Source organism: Deltaproteobacteria bacterium (genome assembly GCA_016931625.1).
Classification (GTDB): Bacteria; Myxococcota; XYA12-FULL-58-9; order XYA12-FULL-58-9; family JAFGEK01; genus JAFGEK01.
In genome coordinates this window covers 1-17,621 of the sequence record JAFGEK010000148.1, presented here as the reverse complement: position 1 = coordinate 17,621, position 17,621 = coordinate 1, and the positions used below count along the sequence as shown (strand labels likewise).

Sequence of the window (17,621 nt, the reverse complement as noted above, 5' to 3'; positions counted from 1 at the left end):
TAGGGAATAGGGAATTTTAAGTGAGAGCTTATTCGAAATCGTCTCTATCATTCTCTCAAGAAAAGCAATTTTTGATCTTGCACCCGTCGGCACCATGACCGAAATTACTGACTATGCCAAAATTTTATGGGCGCGTTTAGGAGTAATGCATTGTCATAAATGTGACAAACCAGTAGAACGTGATTCTGCCAATAGTATAGTTAAAAAGTTGCTGCCCATTTTGCCAGAAGCTGGCACGTTAATTTTATGTTTTCCTTATTCAATAAATGAAAACAAACAACCCGCTTTGGCAATTACGACTTTAATCCGCTCAGGTTTACTGCGGGCTTTAATAGACGGCAAGCTTGTTTATCTTGAAGAGCTTGCGACAAATGAACTGCCACCAAATTTAGCAGTAGTTAGTGATCGTATCAAATTGCCTGTAAATATTAGCCGTTTAACTGAAGCTATCGAACAAGCTATGCGTTTTGGCCAGGGTCATCTCACTATACATTTTGGTGACAATCAAGAGATACCATTTTCAAGTGGCTTACACTGTGCTACTTGCGATATTCAATATAAAGACACCAGCCCCAATACTTTTTCGTTTAATTCACCCATTGGTGCCTGTCCTACCTGTAAAGGTTTTGGCAGAACCATAGAAATCGACCGCAATTTAGTGGTGCCAAATCAACGACTAACTATTGCTGAGGGTGCCATTAAGCCTTGGTCAACTGCATCAACCAGTTGGGAGCGCGATGAACTAATTAAATTTTGTCGCCGCCAAAAAATCCCCACCGACATTGCTTTTGCAGATCTTTCTAAAGCCCAACAAGACAAAATATTTTATGGCGAGTGCGATTGGCATCAATGGCAAAGTGGTCGTTTTGCAGGGGTCATGGGTTGGTTTGATTGGATGACCACTCGCACCTATAAAATGCACGTACGTGTATTGCTGGCGCGCTATCGTTGCTATGTCCCATGCCCAGCATGTAATGCCACTAGACTCATACCTGAAGCGTTGCAAGTAAAACTAGCTGGTAAAAATATTGCTGAGTTTTATGCTCTTAGCATTATCCAAGCACGAAAATTTATAGATACAATTGCACCATCAAAATCTGCGCTGGCTATTGCCTCCCCTGTTATTCACGAAATTAGCTCACGTCTTGATTATCTAATCGATGTCGGGCTTGATTATCTCTCGCTTGATCGCCAATCGCGCACCCTGTCTGGTGGAGAAGTACAACGTGTTAATCTTACCACTGCTCTTGGTTCTTCGTTAGTAAACACCCTTTATGTTCTTGATGAACCTTCAATTGGTTTGCATGCTCGCGACAATGCAAGACTAGTAAAAGTGCTTAAATCATTACGAGACCAAGGCAATACTGTTGTCGTAGTTGAACACGACCCTTATATCATTCGCGAAGCCAACTATATCATTGATTTAGGGCCACGTGCTGGTGAACAGGGTGGCGAAATAATGTATGCAGGTGATCTTATAGGGCTTAGTAAAACCAATAAATCGCTAACGGCAAAATATCTCACCGGCGTAATGAAAGTAGACGCCGAAGATGCTGCCATTAAAAATGCAATTACCCAGCAAAAACATCGTTTAGCAAATACAAATCAAACAAATTTAGCTATTTTAGGCGCATGTGCACATAATTTAAAAAACATTAACGTCTCTATACCATTTGGTAAATTTACTTGTATCACCGGAGTATCAGGCTCAGGCAAAAGCTCACTGATTATTGATGTTTTATATGCCAACCTTCGACGTCTACGAGGTGAACCCGTAGAGTATGTTGGTCAATGTGAAAAAATAAAAGGCGTAGAGCATATCGGTATGCTCGAACTAATTGATCAAAGTCCTATTGGTACGACACCACGCGCGAATGCTGCGACATATTGTAAAGCCTGGAATGGTATTCGTAATCTCTTTGCTAAAACACCGTTAGCTCGTCAACGTGGATTTACTGCTGCAACTTTTTCTTTCAACACTGGCATTGGTCGCTGCCCTACTTGTAATGGTGATGGTTATGAAAAAGTTGAAATGCAGTTTTTGTCTGACGTGTTTGTGCCTTGTCCAGATTGCGCATCAAAACGCTTTCTTCCCGAAGTACTTGAAATCACTTACCAGGGCTATAGTGTCGACCAAGTTCTAGATATGACAGTCGACACCGCATGCAATATTTTTAAAGAACATATTGATATTAATCGTCCGCTAAGTATGCTGTTAGAAATTGGCCTAGGCTATCTGCGCCTTGGCCAACCCCTTAGCACTTTATCTGGTGGTGAAGCACAGAGACTAAAACTCGCCACGCATTTACTGCAACGTCCAAAAGCTAACGCTAAACCAGGATTATTTTTATGCGATGAACCTACAACCGGTTTGCATGCAGATGACATTAGAGTGTTGCTTATCGCTTTACGGCGCTTAGTCGCCTCTTTACATACGGTGGTCGTGATTGAACATAATCTTGATGTGATTGCAGTCGCTGACCATATAATTGATCTCGGACCTGAAGGTGGTGACGCCGGCGGTTATGTTGTTACCCAAGGCACGCCTGCAATTATTGCAGCTTGTTCAACTTCACATACCGGTAAAGCACTACAAGATTCTCTGAATAATACAGCATTTTTAAATATAAGTAAGAACCATAATTTGCAGAGCCCTAAAAATAATAACAGTAACGATATTGTCATTAATGGAGCACGTGAACACAATTTAAAAAATTTATCATTTACCCTACCACGTAATAATTTAACTGTTATAACTGGTCCAAGTGGTTCAGGCAAAAGCACATTAGCTTTTGATTTAGTGCACGCTGAAGGGCAACGACGCTATCTTGAATCGTTGTCTGCATATGCACGCCAGTTTGTCGGTTCATTTCGCAAACCAGATGTTGATGCAATAAATGGTATTGCGCCAACTGTAGCCATTGAGCAGCGCACAACTAGAGGCAGCACTAATTCTACTGTAGCAACACTTACTGAAATTTATCATTTCTTAAGACTTCTTTATACCAAGCTAGGCATACAATATTGTCCACAATGCAAACATGCAATTGTGACACGTTCGTTCGATGAAATAGTTCAAGACATACAAACACTATTTCAACAGCAGCAAATTATGGTGCTTGCACCATTAGTACATGGACGCAAAGGCTTTCATAAAGATATTATTGCTAAAGCAAAAAAACTTAATATCACTCAAATACGTATAGATGGCGATCTTGTAACATTAAACAGCAAAACGGCAAAACTTGAGCGCTATAAAGAACATGATATAGAGTTAGTTCTTGGTGTTGTACAAATTACTAAGAATCAAGCAGTAAATTCCTCTACAACTAAAATTGACCAAAACAATAATGTTGGGTTGTTAAAAGGGCTATTACGTCAATCTTTTGATCTTTCCAATGGAAACGCCGTAGTTTTGCCACCACAAGGTTCAGTGCACTTTTATTCACTATCAAGTACTTGTCCCTCATGTTCTCGCGCTTTTTTAGCGCTTGATCCAAGAGTGTTTTCATTTAATAGCCGTCATGGCGCATGCCCAGTTTGCCAAGGTAGCGGCATACAAGAATACATTGATCCCCACTTATTGGTTAGCGATACTCGTGCCACGATTGCGGGTGAAGCCTTGTTGGTTTATGCCGATAAACCTCTTCAACGACTTTTAGGTGGACGCGAGTTTTTAAGCAAAGCCGAAAAAGCCCAATTGCCAGTGGCACAACCTTTAGCTAGCTACAATAATGAGCAGCAGCAAATTTTATTTTATGGCAATAATAAGTTTGAAGGTCTGGTACCGTGGCTTTCACGCGTACGCCAAGAGACTACTAGCGACTCATTAAAGATGCGCATTGAACAATTTATTGCAGTAGATACTTGCTCGGCTTGTCATGGTACACGCTTACGTGAAGAGGCGCGTGCCGTGCGTTTTGCTAATTTAACCATTGATCAAGTTACAGCAATGTCAATTACTGATGCTTATAAACATTTTAACAAAATACATTTTAATGAACGTGAGCGTATATTAGCACCACGCTTAGTTAATGCCATTAAGCAAAAATTAAAAATATTATGTGAAATAGGTCTAGATTATTTATCACTTGATCGCCGAGCTGATACGTTATCTGGTGGTGAAGCACAACGTATTCGCCTGGCGGCTCAATTAGGTTCTGATTTAACCGGTGCTTGTTACATTCTTGATGAGCCGACTATTGGCATTCATCCAAGTGACAACCACAAACTTATTAATGCCCTCACGCGTTTACGTGACCGCGGCAACAGCATTATTGTGGTTGAGCATGATGAAGAAACTATGCGCGCTGCTGATCACTTGATTGATTTAGGGCCGGTTGGTGGTAATGCCGGTGGTCATCTTGTTTATAGTGGTACTGTTGCCGGTATTGCAAACAATACCGTTTCATCGCCAACTGCAGCATTTTTATTTGATCATGCATTTAATATATTTAATCCACAGCGACGTCCTCAACGTGGGGCAAGCAAATTAACACTCACTGGTGTTTGCGCTAATAACCTTAAAGATATTAACGTTGATATACCTTTAGGAGCGTTAGTTGCGGTTACTGGTGTCTCAGGCTCGGGTAAATCTACTTTATTATTTGATGTATTGTATCGGGCGCTTTTACAGAAACTTTATGGTAGCGCTGTACGCCCCGGAAAACATCTTAATTTTACAGGTTATAAGACTTTAGTGCGAGCTAGTGCTGTTGACCAAACCCCAATTGGTCGCACTCCCCGTTCGGTACCTGCATCGTATGTTGGGGTACTCGATGCTATTCGTAATTTATTTGCTTCGCTACCTGAAGCAAAAGCACGCGGTTATGATGCTTCACGCTTTTCTTTTAATGTTGCCGCTGGTCGTTGCACAGCTTGTTCGGGTCAAGGACGTATCAAAGTTGAGATGAGTTTTCTACCTGAGGTATTAATTGATTGTGATGTTTGTGGTGGCACTCGCTTTAATGAAGAAACATTAGCGGTACGTTATCGCGAAAAATCTATTGCTGATGTTTTAGCCATGACTTTCGCTGATACCGCTGATTTTTTTGCCGCTGTGCCATCGATTAGTAGCTACGCCAAATTTTTAGTTAACATTGGACTTGGTTATTTAACTCTAGGGCAACCCTCACCTACTTTATCGGGTGGAGAAGCGCAAAGAATTAAACTAGCGCGTGAATTAGGTGCACGTACCCACAAACCGACTGCATTCATTCTCGACGAACCAACAACCGGTTTACATGCTAGTGATGTTGCTGGACTATTAAAATTGTTGCATGGACTGGTTGATCAAGGTCATAGCGTAATTGTAGTTGAACACAACCTGCCCTTGATTGCAGCAAGCGATTGGGTAATTGATTTAGGTCCTGGTGGTGGTGACGCCGGTGGCAAAGTAGTTGCTTGTGGACATCCTTTAGATTTAATTCATAAGCGGTATTCAAAAACTGGCATATATTTAAAAGAATTCTTAGAAAGACATACCACTTAAAAACCGTCATGGTATTTTATACGAACTAAAAGCTTTCTTAAAATCTCTAAAATTACCACCATTATTAAAAGCATCAAGCGCCTGCAAACCAGTTTGTTTACTGCCTTGAGCTAAAATATACTCAACCCACGCCCAACGTGTACTATCTGCCCTAATTTCAACTTTATTTTTAAGCTGTTTTCTTAAACGTTTTATTCTCATGGTTGCCGCGCTTTCACCGATAAAAGGCGATTTTGCCAATGGAGTATGTAATTTAGGTACAAAGGTAGAAATTCCTAAAACTACACGAGTATGCTTACCTGCGGCGGTGGCAAGATCATTAGCGAGTGTCGCTAGTTCATCAATATCTTCTTCACTTTCATCTGGTAGTCCCACCATGGCATAGCATTTTAATCGAGTTAGTTTATATATACATGCAAGTTTTGCTGCATTAATTAAATGTTGCGCATTAATGCCTTTATGTATTTGTTGTCGGATGCGTTCAGAAGCACCATCAGCCGCCACTGTTAAAGTTTTTGCCCCTCCGCAAACTAGAAGCTTTGTCAATTCTGTAGTTAAACGATCGGCCCGTAAACTCGACAAACTCACCTGGCAACCACGAGCTACTAGAGGTGCTACAATATCTAACAACTGAGGATGGTCACTTACTGCTGCTCCCACAAGACCAATTCGTTTGCTTTCGTGTTGAATTAAATCCAACACTCTTTGTGCACTAAACAACCGCATGCCACTATCGTTACGTCGCATAACACAAAAGCCACAACTACGTGAACAACCGCGTTCGATTTCTATTAAGGTCGTGTCACCAAAAATCGCCTCATGACTGTAAAGCACACTCCTCGCTGGTAATATCTCACTGTCATTGGCAATTGCTAAATTCTTTAGCAAATTATCATGCCGTGAAGGCACAAAAAATCCAGGCTTTGACGCTAATTCTTGTTTGCTTTGATCACGAGATATGCCACTGAATATAATGTTACACATCGGCGCCAGTAAATCTTCGGCTTCACCCATAACTATAACATCAGCAAAAGCTGCTAAAGGTAGTGGATTGGCATATGTTAAAGGTCCACCGATTATTATCCATGGATGTATATTTGTTCTTTCATTAGCCAGAATCGGGATACCCGCAGTTTTTAATAACTTGAATACACCCAATATCTCACGCTCGCAGGCAATCGCGATAGCTATAATAGAAAAGTCTGATATCGAACGACGACTTTCGTAGGTAAGAATGTGATTGCTCTGAATTTCATCATCAGGTAAAAATGCTCGCTCAGCAACAGTATCAGGCAATTCATTTAAAATTCGATATACCTGTTGATATCCCAATGATGCCATACCTACTGCATAAGTACTTGGATATGCCAAAGCAATATTGCGACGACCTTGACCATAAATTGTACCTCGTTCGGTGGTAAGGCGTTGCTTTATGGTATTTTCGTAATTTTTAAATTCCCACGCTTTCATTAGGGAATATCCCTAATATGAAAAACTGCTGCCGCCAATAAATTCACGTAAGATACTCGTGTGTGGTACTTCTTCAGGAAATACTGCAACAAATAGAGACAAAAAGCGCAAGAGGCGATTGGCCTCAACATATGCAGCCGAATCAATAGGTACTTGTCGTAAAAAACGCTCAGCATAGGTCTTTAACACTGCAGCCTCATAAACTAAAGCGCTATTGAATATAGCATCCGCTTGTTCTTGAAATGGGAAAATATTTACCTGTTCACCTCGACGCACTGATGGCCACATATCAATTGTACGTTCTGCTGAATATCCGCGGTAGCGCCGATCACGTACAATACGACGTAATAACCGAGAATCTGAGGTGAATACACGCTCGTGATTATCAACTTTTAATTGAGTTAGCGCACTGACATAACAACGAAATTTATGTTCTTGAGTAACTGCTGGTGAAAGACGCTCATTAAGTCCATGGATGCCTTCAACAATAAGAACATCGTTATTTCCAAGTTGCAAAGAACGCCATTCTCCCTTTGGTACTCGTCTACCAACAGCAAAATCAAACTTGGGAGTATAAACCTTTTCGCCATTGAGCAAACATTCAAAATGTTCGTTAAGTAAAGCTAAATCAATTGCTTCAAGTGCCTCGAAATCAAGAATCCCATTAGCATCACGTGGTGTTTTATCACGATCAACGTAATAATCATCTAACGATAATGCTATTGGCCTTACACCATTGACCCTTAGCTGAATAGATAGACGTTTGGCAAATGTAGTTTTGCCGCTAGCAGATGGGCCAGCGACTAAAATTAGTTTACAACCTTTACGCGCCAATACCCGGTCCGCAATTTCAGCTACTTTTTTTTCGTGCAATCCTTCAGATACCTTAACTATTTCACCAACCCCACCATGAATACATAATTCATTAAATTGACCAACATCACTAACTCCAATGATTTCATTCCATCTACGTGTATCACGATATACCTTAAATAAACGCGGTGTATCTGATACTTCACGTTGATAAAATACAACAGATGGAAATTGTAAGATTAAACCGCCATTATACATTTCGAGTTTAAAACGATTTAACCCACCTGCTGTAAGCGCTACTGGCCCATGTAATAAATGATGCTCACCACCTAAAGAAACCACAGCTACTGTATCTGCTGGTAGAATTTTCAACAATCGCACGCAATCAAACGATTTTTCAGTTGAAAACAAAGATACAGCTTCGTTAATATCTATTTCTTCAGTGATAAAAGGTCGATCTTCATCGATAATCATATGCATTCGCGCTGCAATTTCATCAATAGTTTTGGGCGGTATACTTTCATCACCAACAAGTTCAAAAAAATAGCCTTCACCTAACGATTGACCAATTGATAAACGAATGTTTGGTACTACCTCTTGGAGGGCTTGTGCCAGCACCAATGAAATCGAACGACGATATATGATCTGACCTTCGCGCCCCTCGTCAGTCACTGGACGGATATATGACACTCCACGAATTGGTGTAGATAAAGACACCAAACGATTATTTAGTACTGCTCCTAATAAAGGTTTGCCGTTTTCACCACGACGTCCAAGAACTGCAACTATAGGAGTACCAACTTGTACCTGATGCTGTACATTATCAACATAGACTTTTACAAAACGCTCGACCATAAATACGAGTATCCGCGGCCCTAAGCCGTTATGCAACTTTTCGTCAATTGGAATAAAAAAAATTAGTTACTATTTACTATTACCGAATATTGATACGTACTTATTAATAGCCTTCTCAAAACAATGCATTGCCCTCTCTAAAACCTTAACTTCAAGAACATAGGCGATGCGAATTTCATTTTTACCAGCTCCTGGAGTTACGTAAAACCCACCACCTGGTGCAACCATAATTGTTTCATTTTCATAGCGAAAATCGGTCAATAACCATTTTGCAAAATGTTCGGCATCTTCTATAGGCAAACCAACCATTAGATAGAACGCACCCTCTGGAGTATAAGAAGTTACCCCCGGAATATTTTTGATTCCTTTAACAACGGTATCTCGTCGTTGTTTATATTCACTTTGAATTTGGGCAAAATATTCATCACCTAAAGTCAACAAACCAAGAGCCCCGGCTTGATCAAGCGAAGGAGGGCAAAGTCGCGCTTGACCTAAATGCAAACTAACTTTTGATACTTCTTTATTTTTAGTAACTAAGCAGCCCAAACGAGCGCCACAAACACTATAACGTTTTGACAACGAATCGAGCATAATGACACGATCAGAAATCTCGGGAAACGACATTATACTCGTATGCGGCAACTCACCATAAATAAATTCGCGATACGATTCATCGACTACTAAAAAAATATTATACTGTTTAGCTATATCAACCAGCACTCTCATCTCGCTTTCAGTTAGTACTGCCCCGGTAGGATTATTGGGTGTACATACTAAAATAGCGCGAGTTCGCTGAGTAATTTTTGCTTCAATAGTTTCACGCGTAGGTAGGTGAAATCCATTTTCTGCATGACACGCCAGGGGCACTAGACGTACTGACTCTGCCGCCGCAAAACTATTATAGTTAGTATATAATGGTTCAAAGCATAGTATTTCATCATCAGGGTCACATAAAGCAGTCATGGTAAACATGATTGCTTCACTACCCCCGGTAGTTATGGTGATATCTTTAAAATCAACATCATAACCAAATTTTTGATAATACTTGCTTAATGCCTTGCGCAGCGTTGGCTCACCCGCTGAATCGCCATAACCCAACACAATATTCTTTTTGGTGACTGCACACGCCGAACTATTTTTACCATTGGTTACAAAATCATTCCCGGTAAATGCATTAACTGCATGAAAAAATTCTGCTGGTGTAGGTATGTCAGGTTGCCCGATATTAAGATGATGTACTGTCACACCCTGTGCTTTGGCGTCCTCAGCAAAAGAAACAAGTTTGCGGATAGGTGAAGGAGGGATCTCGTGAGCGCGAATTGATAACTTCATAAAAATACCACCTCTGTCTTTGCGAATATTTCCACTAACATTGCACTAGCAAAAAACAAAGAGCGAGCATACTGTTGTAGTATTAATATTGCGTCAAGATATCATTGATAAAAAAATAATTAATAGACTTGATCATGAATAAAAAATATGATCCGTATTGTATAATTTCGAGCGCCAAAGAGAAATCTTAATTGCTTGAAATTTCATAGATCTCTCCCTTTGGTCGAAATACATATGCAACGTTTACTTATTTGTAATCAACTCTAATAACAAATCTGTGGGATTGATGAAGACAGGCATAATTTCGAAACTATAAACTTCATACTTATCTTCGTATTTATCATTACTTACAAAACTAATTCCTTTTGCCACGCCCGTCCGTATTGGGAGTTTCAATGCCGAGTCGCTGAATTTTTCGATACAACGTGCTCAAATTGATGCCAAGAACTCCTGCGGCAAGCACCCTGTTGCCCTGATGCTTAGCGAGTGCTTCTTGAATCAGGGACTTTTCGACAACCTTTAGGTTCATCCGTTGCTTGGGATTTATATTCTCACGAGCCACGCAGTTTGTCAGGTTAGGTGGAAAGTGATGTGGTTCGATCATTCCAGCACGGCATAGCAAGTATGCATGCTCCAAAATGTTTTGCAGCTCGCGAACATTGCCCGGGAAATCGTGATGTACAAGCAGCGATAATGCTTCTTTGGAAAGTCCGGTAATTTCCCGGTCGTGCAACAGATTATGGGTAGCGATGAAATGATCGACCAATAGCGGTATGTCTTCTCGCCTCTCCTTCAAGGAAGGAACTTCAATATGAACTACATGAATACGATAGTAGAGATCCTCTCGAAACTTCCCCTTACTGACGAGCTCAGTCAGATCCTTGTTGGTTGCGGCGACAATGCGCACATCTGCTCGCACGGACTCCACCGAGCCGAGTGGCTCGTATATCTTCTCTTGAAGTACCCGAAGCAACCGCACCTGCATGGCAGGAGAGATGTCGCCAATCTCATCAAGGAAAAGGGTCCCACCATCGGCCAAGGCAAATCGTCCAGGCTTGTCTTTTTTAGCGTCGGTGAAAGCCCCTGCCTTGTAACCGAAAAGCTCTGATTCAAGCAGTGTGTCCGGAAGCGCGCCACAGTTCACGGGCACAAAACGCTTATTACGCCGCGGAGACAAATTATGGATTGCACGTGCAACTAGCTCCTTGCCGGTTCCGCTTGCTCCATGGATCAGCACGGTCGTGTCGCTGTCGGAGATCTGAGGCAGAATATCAAATATATAAGTGATGGCCGCACTTTTGCCAACAATATCGGCAAATGTATGTTTACCCTTCAGCTTCTTGCGAAGCTCCTCCACTTGCCGAAAATCTTGAAATGTCTCCACGCCGCCTATGACATGGTTGTCGACGTCGTGAAGAACCGCAGCGGACACTTTGATGGGAATGCGTTCACCCCATGCATCGACAACAAACACGGAGGTGTTTACTGCCGACTCACCAGTTCCCAAAACCTTTTTCATCACGCAGGCGTCTTGACAAATATTTGCCCGAAATACCTCACTGCATCGATGGCCAATAGCATCCTCGCGACGCATACCCGTAATCTTTTCTGCAGCACGATTGAATGACGTGATCCGCCATTCGAGGTTTATCGTAAACACTCCCTCGTTTATTGAATCCAAAATGAGGTCCCGATAACATGGTATATCGAGCGCTATATTCCTTGAAAGATTCGCTGGTATCGGACCATTGGGCTTCAAAGCTATGCACCTTCTTCTCAACTTAAATAACACCTATTCGTGCCATATGCAAATATATTTCGCATTTTGCATTAATAAGGTAGCAATTATATATATTTATATAACATATAACCTGTTGTAATTGCTAATTAAAATAAAATATTTAGCTATTGGCACTAAAATTGCTTAAAATATTTATGCATGAAGGTCGTGCTAGCGGTCGATGGGAACAGGATCTCACCGGTGCTTGATGTTGCGAGATGCTTTTTATTAGTGACCGCGAACTCGGATGGCGAGCTGATCCGAAAGGAGGCACATATTGCCGACGAGGACATAATCACTAAGGCCAAACGCATTGTCGAGCTGGGTGGTAAAGTCCTCATTTGCGGTGCAGTCTCGTGGCCTCTGGAAGCAATGCTTAGCTCAGTAGGCATGAGGTTAATCGCGAACACCTGCGGTCCGCTAGATGAAATTATCGCCGCTTTTTTCACAGGGGGCCTAACCGAGCAGACCTTTCTTATGCCGGGGTGTCCCGGTCGGCAACACAGACACCGCTACCGTCATGGAAGGAGATTACGGAGGGGATGGTAGCTAAACAAAAAAACAAAAAAGGAAAGGAGATTAATAATGCCAGGAGGAGATAGAACAGGTCCAGCCGGATTTGGGCCGATGAGCGGACGTAGAGCTGGGTACTGTGCGGGATACCCTGACCCTGGATTCATGAACCACGCCTGGGGGCGAGGCGGTAGTGGTTGGGGCTGGGGACGTGGAGCTGGAGGTGGTTGGCGCCATCGCTATGGGTATTATGCCACCGGAGTTCCTAACTGGCAGCACTCTTTTGTGGGCTGGCCCGGTTATGCGCCTCCTTTTCCGGCCACATTCAATCCTCTGATGACCAAGGAGCAAGAGCTGGAGGCTTTGAAAAATCAAGCTAAGTACTTCGAGCAAGCATTGGACGACTTGCGTAATCGGATTAACAAAGTAGAATCGTCAGATGAAGGGTCAAAAACTAAGTAACCCAGTATAGGCTTATCCTTATTAACACCGGGACGGTTGCAGGCCGATACCTCCTGTCTCGGTTGCTTATTTTGTAGTTCCAATCAATCTACTCGGCCAGGCGAGTTACAGAAAAAAGGAAGAGTTAATTACGATGAGCAACGGATATGGATACGGTGGTGGAGGCAAAGGACAAGGTATGGGACGGGGCCGCGGTCGCGGAGGTAGAGGCGGAGGCGGTCAGTGCATGTGGATAGGAGGCGGTTATAGAAGAGGTTTTGGAAGAGGCCAGGCTGTTATGCCTATAGTTGGTCCTTTTCCAACAGTCCTAGAGCCGCGGGACACCAATCCACAAGTCCAAGCGCTCAAGGCACAAGAGCAAAACATGAAGGATCAACTCAATATCATTACTCAAAGGATCGAAGAAATCGAAGCTAGCCGCTTAAACCAACCGGTATCTATAAACCAATCTGAAAATAAAGGGGTTTTGAAAATGACTGCCGTGCTTGACCAAAAGCGCTGCATGAACTGCGGCTTGTGCCTTGATATCTGTCCTGAACAGGCCATTAGTATGAGTTCAAACTACACCGTGGTGATCGATTCGAGAAAATGCACAGGCTGCGGCTCGTGCATCGACAAATGCCCAAATAAGGCTATCTCTCTAGTTAAAGTGGTGCAGCGCGCCGCTTCATAGAGTTAGATAGTTCCTACGTGAGATTACTATTCCACACAATTTCTAAAAGTACGCCGCAACGCAAGGTGTGAAAATTAGATGGATACTTTTGAAATAAAAACCGCGAAGACTGGCCCCTTCGATGCTCATTCTGAGCGTTACGACAATTGGTTCGAAGTACACCAAGCGGCCTATATTTCAGAGCTTCTCGCTCTACGGATGCTAGTCCCCTGGGGCGGTCGTGGTCTAGAAATAGGCGTTGGTACGGGACGATTCGCGGGACCATTGGGCATTGCCATGGGACTCGACCCGTCCGACGCCATGCTTACGCGAGCAGCAGATCGTGGTATAAAAACGACTAAGGGCGTTGCAGAGGAGCTACCGTTCCTGGATGGCTCCTTTGACTACGTGCTCATCGTCACAACTATATGCTTCGTCAGCTCACCCGATAGGATGCTTGCCGAGGCTCGTCGCGTACTTCGGCCTGAAGGTAAGCTCGTGATCGGATTCATAGATCGCCAAAGTAAGATCGGACAAGGCTACCTCGAATATCAGTTAAAGAGCTTGTTCTATCGCGAGGCAGTATTTTATTCCGTAGCCGAAGTGGTTGATCTTCTTCGGACTCAGGGCTTCAACCCTCGTTCATGGGGACAGACTCTTTTTCGCCCGTTGGCCGAGATCACAAATATCGAACCGGTGCGCCCGAATACAGGTGACGGCGCCTTTGTTGTAGTCATGGCTGATTGCGCAGACAAGTAACAATCTCTATAAACACTAGGAGTTAGTATCATGCCAACGTATGTATATGAATGTGAAAAATGCGGGGAGTTCGAGCAGCAGCAATCGATCAAGGAACCCGCGCTTACCCGTTGCCCAAAATGCGGCAAAAATGTGCGGCGAATCGTTGCTGGTAGTACCAGCTTCATTCTGAAAGGTGATGGTTGGTGTAAATCAAGCTGTTTAGATGGAAGCTGCTGCATGCCTTCCTCTTCGCGGCGCAGACGATGATAGAAAGAGAGTTTTAACACGATCATGATGGAAACGAGGCGGTACTCTAAACAAGAGGTTTTGGGGGTGCCTATGGCAGATAAAGGTAACAACACTCTGGATCCGGATAACCTGCCGAGCCCGATGCTCTTCTACAACGAGTTAGTGATAGATCACTTCGTGAACCCGCTTAACGTGGGCGAGCTAGCAGCGACCGAGACTGACGGCTTTGGCCTGGTTGGCGATCCAGAATGCGGCGATCAGATGAAGCTCTGGATCGCCGTGCGAAACGGACGAATCGATAAAATCGTTTTCAAATCCTTCGGTTGCCCCGGGGCCATCGCCACGAGCAGCATGCTGACTACTCTTGCCGAAGACAAAACCCTTGAGGAAGCCCGGCTCATCACTGATGATGATGTTATCGATGCACTGGGCGGAATCCCCGAACACAAACAACACTGCTCATTGTTGGGGGTGCGAGCACTCCATGCCGCCATCGAGGACTGGGACAGCTGGAGGCACGCCAAAGATCGGACATGATATATCTAGACCACAACGCCACGACACCGCTTCACCCGCAGGTGCTTGAGGCCGGGCACCCCAAGTGCCGGGCACCCCAAGTGCCAAACACCTCAAACCTTACCTTCGACTCTATTGATGGCGAATCCATCGTCCTGGGATTGGATCTTCAAGGTATCTGCGTGTCGACTGGATCTGCATGCTCTACAGGCGATCCAGAGCCCTCCCATGTTCTGCTCGCAATGGGAATCGCTGCGCGCGACGCACAGGGCTCTATACGCATCTCCTTTGGTAGAAACAGCCAGGAGGCCGATGTGGATGCTACCGTGAAGGCACTCCAAGCAACCGTCAAAAGACTAAGAATTATTTCCAGTATCGGAGAGATAAGCTAATGAATATATTTTTAAGGATAATTGCGACATGCGGAGGTGCTATTTGAACATCTATCTCGACTGCATTCCCTGTTTTTTGCGCCAGTGCCTCGATGCAGCCCGAAACACTACTGAGAATATTCGCCTCCACGAGCAGGTTGTCCGCGAGGTGCTTCGTCTCGCGGCTGACCTAGATCTCAACCGACCGCCACCCTGGTTTGGCCAAATAATTCATCGCAGACTTCGCGAGCTGACTGGGGTAAAAGACCCTTACCGAACGGCAAAAAACAGTTTCAATCAAATGGCCATGTCGCTGCTACCCGAAATCAGGGCGGTTGTAAAACAAGACCCACATCCATTGTTCGCCGCAGCAAAAGCAAGCATTGCAGCCAACGTTATCGATCTTGGAGTTAAAAGTAATCTTGAAGAAAGCCAGATAAAAGAATCTCTGCGAATGTCGTGCATAAACGATGTGTATGGAGACTTTGAGGAATTCCAAAGACAAGTGGAAAAGGCAAAAGATATTCTTTACCTCGCAGACAATGCTGGTGAGATAGTTTTCGACCGCCTTCTAATTGAAGAACTTGGCCCGAAGCGGGTGACGCTGGCCGTGCGTGGCCGACCAGTAATCAATGACGCTACTATCGACGATGCCCGTGCAACGGGTTTGCACGAGCTTACCAGGGTCATCGACAACGGCTCTGATGCACCCGGCACGATTCTAGAGGACTGCAGCGCCGACTTTCTTGAGAATTTTTACAAGGCTGACCTGATCATTGCCAAGGGCCAGGGTAACTTTGAGACACTCAGCGAAATAAAGGCCAACATCTTCTTTCTACTGAAGGTCAAGTGCCCGGTGATAGCTACCCACATTGGATTGCCACCAAAAACCCATGCACTGGTTCATGGATCTAAAGATCGGATACTTTCGAATTAAATAGAGAATCAGAGGAATTTATGAGCCAAGGCGACTTTAAATATGTTTACGGTCCTTGTTAGACATGCCAATTAGAAATTAAGCCAAACGGTAATTAGAAAGTGAGCCACCCCTAGCGCCCTCATTTTTCACCTCAAATCCGGCCATATGATTTCACCTGAAAACCGGCCATACAAAACACTCACCGAGACAGGTTTTTACTTACTAGTTTTCCTCCTTTTAGCGCAAGTCTACATGCTGTTTCATGCGCCAACTTTTTGGTCCGCAGGTCAAGCCCTTAATCTCCTGTAAAAGTTAAGCGGCGACAGAACCAGCACTACGGCGTTTTTTAGTTTCTATTTTTGTTTCAAATTCTACATTTGTATTGCCTCGCTCACGAAGTAATTGCTTAAGTTGTTTTTCTTCTAGTTGAGTAAATTATCTTTGGCTCCAGCGCTCGCTAACTCGAATTAGTACAGCGAATACTAGTTTAATTGCGCTTTGCTCATCCCATAGATGTAGTATTGTTTTGGTCCGTCGTCGCTCTTCAACGAAAGTTCGTTCAACCAAATTTGTAGTGCGAACTATTGGTCTATGGCGAAATGGTACATGTAAATGATTCAGCGATGCTTCCAAATCATCTTCTAAGCAACGGCAAGCTTCGGGGAATTCAGATTTTTTTAAAGCGATTAGCTGCTTTATACGCGCCATACCTTCTTTATGAGTTGGTGCATCACGAACATCAATTACCAATGCTTTAAAATCTGCCCAAGCATTAGGTGGTACTTTGTTTTGTAAATTTTGCATCTTATGAAACCAACAGCGAATGCGCCAAGCCTTGGGCCACATAGCTTCTACGGCTTTAGTTAATCCTGGTGCCCCATCGGTTGTTACTGTCAATGGTGTTGCTAAACCGCGTTTTACCATGTCGCGTAAAAAATCAAGACAAGTCTCATAACTCTCAGTATTGCCACTTACCAAATTTAACAATATTTTACGCCAGTCAGTGCAGATACCCCAGGCACAAATTACTGCGGTTTTGCAGCCATGACGACGCAATGGCTCGTAAACAGCATCAATGAATAAATATGCTATGTCGAAACCATCAAGCTTACGCTCACGAAAAGCTTCATATTGCTCATAGAGTTTTTGTGTTACTTCGCTTACCGCCGTGTCTGACAAAACAAATGCACCTGTTGCTGTTATCATTGCGGCTTCAACGTCACGCACGCTTAAACCACGCACCCACATTTCTTTTACCATTTCTTCGAGTACTTCACTGCGAGAACCTAAATTCTGCCATATTTTTGAATGATATGGTTGTTCACTATCTCGCACTTGCGGCAATTTTACTTTTAGCACACCTTCGGCGGTTTTTAATGTACCGGTTTCATAGCCATTTCTTTGCCCAGTATTTTCGTCTCCTTGGCGCTCATAACGGCAACGACCAAGGAATTCTG

13 protein-coding genes are annotated in these 17,621 nt (G+C 43.5%); 8 read left to right on the top strand and 5 right to left on the bottom strand.

All coding sequences use genetic code 11. From position 1 onward, the window contains the following. Window positions 1–94 precede the first annotated feature (94 nt). On the top strand, window positions 95–5,491 hold the full coding sequence (gene uvrA, locus JW841_12620; GenBank protein ID MBN1961780.1) for an excinuclease ABC subunit UvrA: 5,397 nt from the start codon (window positions 95–97) through the stop codon (window positions 5,489–5,491). 6 nt (window positions 5,492–5,497) lie between these two features. Here the strand turns inward: uvrA and JW841_12615 are convergent, their stop codons facing one another. The 4 genes from JW841_12615 to JW841_12600 form a co-directional block, all read right to left on the bottom strand. Then, window positions 5,498–6,961 carry a radical SAM protein gene (locus JW841_12615; GenBank protein ID MBN1961779.1) on the bottom strand — a complete coding sequence of 488 codons (1,464 nt, stop codon included), beginning with the start codon at window positions 6,959–6,961 and terminating at the stop codon, window positions 5,498–5,500. A gap of 12 nt (window positions 6,962–6,973) precedes the next feature. Then, a complete protein-coding gene (locus JW841_12610) occupies window positions 6,974–8,629 on the bottom strand; it encodes a nucleoside kinase (protein ID MBN1961778.1) in 1,656 nt (551 codons plus the stop codon). 69 nt (window positions 8,630–8,698) lie between these two features. Then, window positions 8,699–9,961, bottom strand: coding sequence for a pyridoxal phosphate-dependent aminotransferase (locus tag JW841_12605; GenBank protein MBN1961777.1), 1,263 nt, complete (start codon window positions 9,959–9,961; stop codon window positions 8,699–8,701). 355 nt (window positions 9,962–10,316) lie between these two features. Continuing rightward, a complete protein-coding gene (locus JW841_12600; GenBank protein MBN1961776.1) occupies window positions 10,317–11,678 on the bottom strand; it encodes a sigma 54-interacting transcriptional regulator in 1,362 nt (453 codons plus the stop codon). 648 nt (window positions 11,679–12,326) lie between these two features. Between JW841_12600 and JW841_12595 the strand changes: the two genes are divergently transcribed. The 7 genes from JW841_12595 (at window position 12,327) to JW841_12565 (ending at window position 16,182) form a co-directional block, all read left to right on the top strand. Beyond that, a complete protein-coding gene (locus JW841_12595; GenBank protein ID MBN1961775.1) occupies window positions 12,327–12,716 on the top strand; it encodes a DUF5320 domain-containing protein in 390 nt (129 codons plus the stop codon). A 133-nt stretch (window positions 12,717–12,849) separates the two neighbouring features. Beyond that, a complete protein-coding gene (locus JW841_12590; protein ID MBN1961774.1) occupies window positions 12,850–13,389 on the top strand; it encodes a 4Fe-4S binding protein in 540 nt (179 codons plus the stop codon). 78 nt (window positions 13,390–13,467) lie between these two features. Continuing rightward, window positions 13,468–14,127 (top strand): class I SAM-dependent methyltransferase, encoded by a 660-nt coding sequence (locus tag JW841_12585; GenBank protein ID MBN1961773.1) that lies wholly within the window; start codon window positions 13,468–13,470, stop codon window positions 14,125–14,127. Between the two features lie 30 nt (window positions 14,128–14,157). Then, window positions 14,158–14,376 (top strand): zinc ribbon domain-containing protein, encoded by a 219-nt coding sequence (locus JW841_12580; GenBank protein MBN1961772.1) that lies wholly within the window; start codon window positions 14,158–14,160, stop codon window positions 14,374–14,376. A gap of 123 nt (window positions 14,377–14,499) precedes the next feature. Then, window positions 14,500–14,895, top strand: a complete 396-nt coding sequence (locus tag JW841_12575) for an iron-sulfur cluster assembly scaffold protein (protein MBN1961771.1) — start codon at window positions 14,500–14,502, stop codon at window positions 14,893–14,895. 80 nt (window positions 14,896–14,975) lie between these two features. After that, complete coding sequence (locus tag JW841_12570) at window positions 14,976–15,266, top strand: aminotransferase class V-fold PLP-dependent enzyme (protein ID MBN1961770.1); 291 nt, start codon at window positions 14,976–14,978, stop codon at window positions 15,264–15,266. A gap of 43 nt (window positions 15,267–15,309) precedes the next feature. Further along, window positions 15,310–16,182, top strand: a complete 873-nt coding sequence (locus JW841_12565; protein MBN1961769.1) for a DUF89 family protein — start codon at window positions 15,310–15,312, stop codon at window positions 16,180–16,182. Between the two features lie 417 nt (window positions 16,183–16,599). Here JW841_12565 and JW841_12560 read toward each other — a convergent pair. Beyond that, window positions 16,600–17,621: IS256 family transposase (locus tag JW841_12560; protein MBN1961768.1), on the bottom strand; the 1,022-nt coding region annotated here is incomplete at its 5' end.

Excerpts from the sequence above, each read along its gene's own strand:
- JW841_12590 (MBN1961774.1), top strand. The coding sequence starts at position 12,850 with ATGAGCAACGGATATGGATACGGTGGTGGAGGCAAAGGACAAGGTATG.
- JW841_12580 (MBN1961772.1), top strand. The coding sequence starts at position 14,158 with ATGCCAACGTATGTATATGAATGTGAAAAATGCGGGGAGTTCGAGCAG.
- JW841_12605 (MBN1961777.1), bottom strand. The coding sequence starts at position 9,961 with ATGAAGTTATCAATTCGCGCTCACGAGATCCCTCCTTCACCTATCCGC.
- JW841_12585 (MBN1961773.1), top strand. The coding sequence starts at position 13,468 with ATGGATACTTTTGAAATAAAAACCGCGAAGACTGGCCCCTTCGATGCT.
- JW841_12575 (MBN1961771.1), top strand. The coding sequence starts at position 14,500 with ATGCTCTTCTACAACGAGTTAGTGATAGATCACTTCGTGAACCCGCTT.
- JW841_12615 (MBN1961779.1), bottom strand. The coding sequence starts at position 6,961 with ATGAAAGCGTGGGAATTTAAAAATTACGAAAATACCATAAAGCAACGC.
- uvrA (MBN1961780.1), top strand. The coding sequence starts at position 95 with ATGACCGAAATTACTGACTATGCCAAAATTTTATGGGCGCGTTTAGGA.
- JW841_12610 (MBN1961778.1), bottom strand. The coding sequence starts at position 8,629 with ATGGTCGAGCGTTTTGTAAAAGTCTATGTTGATAATGTACAGCATCAG.
- JW841_12595 (MBN1961775.1), top strand. The coding sequence starts at position 12,327 with ATGCCAGGAGGAGATAGAACAGGTCCAGCCGGATTTGGGCCGATGAGC.